The organism is Nitrospinota bacterium (assembly GCA_009873635.1).
GTDB lineage: Bacteria > Nitrospinota > Nitrospinia > Nitrospinales > VA-1 > LS-NOB.
On the sequence record WAHY01000048.1, the window covers coordinates 1 to 6,098 of the forward strand.

4 protein-coding genes and 1 pseudogene are annotated in these 6,098 nt (G+C 42.4%); 4 read left to right on the forward strand and 1 reads right to left on the reverse strand.

Going from position 1 to position 6,098, the window contains the following annotated elements:
* Both F3741_12825 and F3741_12830 read left to right on the forward strand, forming a co-directional pair.
* The coding region (locus F3741_12825; GenBank protein ID MZG31660.1) for an aminotransferase class I/II-fold pyridoxal phosphate-dependent enzyme at nucleotides 1-815 on the forward strand (815 nt) is incomplete at its 5' end.
* A 144-nt stretch (nucleotides 816-959) separates the two neighbouring features.
* Nucleotides 960-3,095 (forward strand): SidA/IucD/PvdA family monooxygenase, encoded by a 2,136-nt coding sequence (locus F3741_12830; protein ID MZG31661.1) that lies wholly within the window; start codon nucleotides 960-962, stop codon nucleotides 3,093-3,095.
* Nucleotides 3,096-3,110: 15 nt separating this feature from the next.
* On the opposite strand, the gene F3741_12835 is transcribed toward F3741_12830, so the two are convergent.
* Entirely contained in the window at nucleotides 3,111-4,550 is a 1,440-nt protein-coding gene (locus F3741_12835) for an alginate export family protein (GenBank protein ID MZG31662.1), read from the reverse strand.
* 664 nt (nucleotides 4,551-5,214) lie between these two features.
* Here F3741_12835 and F3741_12840 point away from each other — a divergent pair.
* Together F3741_12840 and F3741_12845 are read left to right on the forward strand one after the other, a co-directional pair.
* Complete coding sequence (locus tag F3741_12840; GenBank protein ID MZG31663.1) at nucleotides 5,215-5,514, forward strand: ArsR family transcriptional regulator; 300 nt, start codon at nucleotides 5,215-5,217, stop codon at nucleotides 5,512-5,514.
* 362 nt (nucleotides 5,515-5,876) lie between these two features.
* Nucleotides 5,877-6,098 (forward strand): annotated as a pseudogene (locus F3741_12845) (transposase family protein).

The following is a 6,098-nucleotide window of genomic DNA, read 5'->3' on the forward strand; positions in this document are numbered from 1 at the left end:
CAGAAAAAGACGCCATAATCAGCGACCGGCTCAACCATGCAAGCATCATAGATGGAGTACGCCTTTGCAAGGCCAATCGATTTCGCTACAACAATGCTGACATGGATCACCTGGAAACCCAGTTGAAAAGGGCTCAGAAATACCGGCACCGAATTATAGCAACCGATGGGGTTTTCAGCATGGATGGAACTGTCGCGCCGTTGAAAGAGATTTGCGACCTTGCCGACATGTATGACTCTAAAGTCATGGTCGATGATTCACATGCTACAGGTTTTTTCGGGAATACGGGTCGAGGCAGTGTAGAATATAAAAATGTTATGGGGCGTGTGGATATTATCACCTCAACCTTTGGGAAAGCACTGGGAGGAGCCTCGGGTGGATTCACAAGTGGACGCAAAGAAATCATAGACCTTTTGCGCCAACGCTCACGGCCTTATTTGTTTTCAAACAGCCTGTCTCCTGTAATCACAGCCACCACAATTAAAGCCATTGATCTCATTTCAAGATCCCTTAGCCTGATCCATAAACTGCGAGACAATGTGAAGTATTTCCGGACTTCAATTTCTGAGGTCGGTTTCGAAATAAGATCCGGCGACCACCCCATCACCCCGATCATGATAGGAGATGCTTCAGCAGCAAAAAATATGGCAGAACAATTACTGGAAGAAGGCATCTATGTGATAGGCTTCAGCTATCCGGTAGTGCCGAAAGACACAGCCCGTATCCGCATTCAAATTTCTGCCGCCCATGAGATTGAAGACCTCGATAAGGCAATATCCGCATTCAGGAAAGTGAAGTCCTCCTCTTTTGAATAATTCCTGTCACCGCACCTCTTAAAGTATTACAATTCACTGATGACTTTGTAAAGTTTTGGTACCTTTATACGACTGAAAATGAGTGGTGCACATCAAATGCAGAGGAATTTAAAAATAGACCATTAATCCAACCTGAAAAAGAATATGAAAAAAATTGTCATACTGGGGGTCATTGCAGGTTTATTTTGGGCTTTTTCATATTTTGATCTTGGCCACTACCTGACTCTTGAATACATAAAGGGACAACAAGATAGTTTTTCAGCTTTTTACAAGGAGAACACTCTATTAGCAATTGGCGCTTATAGCGCAGTTTATATTGTAACAACGGCTCTCTCCTTGCCGGGGGCGACACTCCTGACCTTACTTGGCGGGGCATTGTTCGGTCTTGTGACTGGAACAGTTCTGGTTTCTTTTGCCAGCACCATCGGGGCAACACTTGCTTTTCTTGTTTCGAGATTGCTTTTACGGGACTGGGTTCAAGGTAAATTTGGCCGCCATCTGGCAGCTTTTAATGACGGCATAGAAAAAGATGGCGGGTTTTACCTGTTCACCCTGCGATTGATTCCAGCTGTCCCCTTCTTCGTCATCAATCTGGTCATGGGTCTGACCCCCATGAAGACAGGAGCATTTTTTCTCATCAGCCAGGCGGGAATGCTGGCAGGGACTATTGTTTATGTAAATGCCGGCACACAGCTTGCTCAAATCGAATCTTTAAGCGGCATTCTCTCTCCAGGTATTATCTTTTCATTTGTTCTGCTGGGTATATTTCCATTACTGGCAAAAAAACTTGTGGATTTTTACAAGGGAAGGCGAATTCTGAAAAAATTTAAAAAACCAGAATCTTTCGATTACAACATGGTAGTGATTGGCGCCGGGTCTGCCGGTTTGGTCACCAGCTACATTGGAGCAGCAACCAGAGGGAAAGTCGCGTTAATCGAAAAACACAAAATGGGTGGAGATTGTCTGAACACAGGCTGTGTTCCCAGCAAAGCACTCATAAGATCAGCCAGGTTTATGGCTGACGCTAAAAAATGCCAAAACCTGGGATTCAAAAATGCCCAGGTAGAATTTGATTTTGCCGATGTCATGGAAAGAGTTCAGCGGGTTATCAAAACCATTGAACCTCATGATTCAATCGAACGATACACTTCCCTGGGAGTTGAATGCCACACAGGTGAAGCCAGGATATTGTCTCCCTATGAAGTGTCGGTGAACGGTAAAACTCTCACAACACGTAATATTGTGGTCGGAACCGGAGCCCGTCCTGCCATCCCTCCAATTGAAGGAATTGAAAATATCGACTACCTGACTTCTGACACCATTTGGAATATTCGCAAGCAGCCGGACAAATTACTCGTATTAGGTGGAGGGCCTATCGGCTCTGAACTGACCCAGGCCTTTGCCCGGCTGGGGTGTTCCGTAACTCAGGTTCAGCGTAACAAAAGATTGATCCCTAAAGAAGACCCTGAGATATCACAAATGCTTTTGGAAAGTTTCCAGTCCGAAGGAATCAATGTTCTGGTAGAGCATACCCCAAAAAGATTTTTTAAACGCGATGGGAAAAGTTTCATGGAGTGCGAGAGTAACGGGAACTCTATGGAAGTTGAATTTGACACGCTTCTGGTCGCATTGGGAAGAGAGGCCAATACAACCGGATTCGGTTTAGAAGAGCTGGGCGTTGAATTGACTCCCCAAAAAACTATCAAGGTAGATGAATATATGAGAACCAACATCCCTAATATTTATGCATGCGGTGATGTTGCAGGCCCTTATCAGTTTACCCACATTGCGGCCCATCAGGCATGGTATTGCGCGGTCAATTCGATGATAAGTCCTTTCTATGGATTTAAAGTCGATTACAGCACCGTACCCTGGTCAACTTTTACAGATCCTGAAGTAGCCAGAACAGGATTGAATGAGCAGGAAGCCAAAGAACAGGGAATTCCCTATGAAGTCACAACTTATGGATTTGATGATCTCGATCGTGCCATAGCTGATGAAGCAGCGCATGGAATTGTTAAGGTATTAACGGTCCCCGGAAAAGACAAGATCATAGGTGTCACCATTGCAGGACTCCACGCTGGGGATATCATTTCAGAATATGTCGCCGCGATGAAAAATGGATTTGGAATGAACGCAATCCTCGGCACGATTCATATCTACCCCACGTTGGCAGAATCCAATAAATTTGCTGCGGGCAACTGGAAAAAAAATACTGTCACGGATAAAACTCTCGCGTGGGGAGAAAGAATCAATCGATGGCGCAGAAACTATTTTTAAATGTGGGTCCGCCAATCAGAACCTGAAAGTGAGCATGGAACCCAGGTAATTGATATCGCTACCTGGAGGAGTTTCTTGAATAAAGTCTCCGGCTCGGAAATGGACAAAAATCCCCTTTAAATCAAGATACCTGTTGAAGGAATATGTTACTTCCAACTCAGGTTGTGTGCCTACATAACGAGCCCGGCTGGATTGACCACTTCGTAATAGACCATTCGCTATGGAATAGATTCCGTCATCCAGGCTATCTCTCCATATAAACAAAGCACTCGTTGTAGCAGACCAGTGCTCGTTCAAAGTCAGAGTGATTCGGGGATGTAAGTCACGCTGGTTGATGAGTCCACTGGCGGCAAGCTGACTGATGTGCTTTCCCTTTGGGAAAAAAGGATTAAACGAGTTTAAATCCGAATCTGCCGGGTCATCATCTCCAGAATATATATCAGCGCGAAGACTAAAACGCACTTTGCCTCCCCCACTGAGTGGAACGGTGTAACCAGTATCAGATGCCAGGGCATAGGCATGGATATTTCCACTGCCAAATGTGCCGAATTGATATAAGAATTCAAAGTTGTAATCCAGGTTCTTCACTTTACCCCACAGGCGGGTTCCAAAAGTGTGGCGTTTTTCCTCTCCCTGCCCCTGGTCATAAACTGCATCTCGGTCATAGAGTCCCAGATAATAGAGATCGGCATTAAAGGAAAATTTCACCGGTAACTTTTTTCGTACTCCATACACTCCCCAAATTTTCTTTTTATTATTGGACTCATCATCAAAAACGTCCTGGCCAATATTTACAGGGCGAGCACCGAAGACCGTTAAATCCCATTTACCCGCATTTAATATTCCCATCACCGCATCATGACTGAGTCGCAAATTAGGTCGTTCACGGTAATTTAAAAAACGCCTGCTACCAAAAATAATTTCCTGGCGTCCGGCACGTAAACTTAGAGCTCGCCCGGAATCTTTCCACAACTGTACGTCAACAAACCCCTGGTTCACGTCGAGTGAATCCTTATCCACTCCCCGGGGACCTCCATTACGTCCAGTTTGAAGGCCGCTCATCAACTGGCCGAACAGCCGGACACGCTCTCCAAGGTGAAGGTCGGCATGCGCAAGATACCGTTGGAGGTAATATCCATTACTATCCTGAGAGCCTTGTCCCCAATTGTTATTATCAATGAATTCGAAATGCTGTCGGGTTTCTCCACCCAGAGTCAAATAGTTTGATTCGGAATCGTTCAAAGGGATGTACTTCAAGGAATCGAAAAAATCTGTTCTATTAGCTGGGTCTTTAAGGAATCTGTAGTTCTCCTCATATCGCGACTGATTGAACTTTGGCCGCTCATCTCCAGCCCATGCCGGCAAGGTAAGCCAAAACATTATGACCAGGAACAACCAGCTCTTACGCAAACATGTTAGTGAAATAAAAATTCTATTTGAGGAAATCACAATCATTCCATTTCAGAAACATCAAATCAATTATTGAGAAAGCCATTCAAGGAAAAGAAAAAGCTCGAGTATTTATTTAATTAAATGTCCACTTTTCAAAAAAATTTATCCAAAATATCCTAACTACCAAAGTTTTTAACAACCATCACTATTTTATCATTGATATAAACGCCTCTGGAACATCAACTTGTAAGTATATTTAAATAAATGTAAGCATTATTACATTTCTATCTAGACTCTAATAAAAGCTGAAAGAATAACCATTCAAACCATGATACGTCAAAGATGGTAGAACCTATTATATTTAAAAAAGGGTCAGAACAAGGACAGATAGCTAGAACCGATGCTAAGTTGGTGTTATGGAAATAAGAAATCGTTATGCAAACCGTTCTAAGATTTTAGAGCACAAATTTCATCAAATTATTCGCTATTTATCCGTGGGTTTGGACCCCTTTCAGATTACTAAATTTGTTGCCCTTAAACGCAATTCGGTCAATCGTTAACTTCGAGCGATTCGTGAACGCACTGCTTAATTTTGTGAAATCGAAACCAACCTATCTCTAGTCTTGATAATAAACTAATAGGTCCGGAAGTTAAAATCGTGTATTATAATTCATATATTTAAATAAATTGAACAAAATAATCTTTAAAAGCATACTAATAATTGAGGATGAGCACAAAAGATATCACTAATACATCATGGACTTTTTTGACGAATCATGCTCATGTCTTGTTAATTCTTGCCAAAAGCTCATCTGAACGTATTCGAGATATAGCATCGATCGTTGGAATCACTGAGCGCGCAGTACAGCGTATTATTGTTGAGCTTGAAGTAGACGGGTATTTGGAACATATTCGCGATGGAAGAAGAAATGTCTACAAGGTTTTAAGTAAAAAACCGCTGAGACATTCCGTTGAAAGACACAGACAAGTACATGACCTGATCAAGTTAATTAATGAAGAAATTTAGCAAAATATTAAAACAATTACAGAAACGTAGTTATTTCGGATATTAAAAGTAACTTAAACTGAAATAAACATCAGCCGGAGTCACGCTGCTCAAGGATTCTTGGTATCAATTATTTTTATAATAGTACACGAACCTTGAGATTTCCTACTCCAACTCCCAAGGTAATTAATAGTTCTAAAGTTTGACGGTATTCTTCATTGATCGATGATAGCGTTAGCTCTATCCTTGACTGGTCTTCCCGATATTAGCGGACAGTTAATTAAGCCGCATACTTTTTTTATTTAGAAACGATTCCATGTTGACGCATTAAATAGGCCACCCGGCATTTACTGCAGGCATGACTGATTGCACTCAACTCTACATGGATTCGAGGGTTGCCTGAATACATAAGGTCGGATAATGGGCCGGAGTTTACATCTCAGGTAATCCGGAAATGGTTGAATAGCTTGGAAGTGGCTCCTTGGTTTATTGAGCCGGGAAGTCCTTGGGAGAATGGCTACAATGAATCCTTTAATGGAAAGCTCAGAGATGAGTTATTAAATGGAGAAATATTCTATACGTTGCAGGAAGCTAAAATCATACTG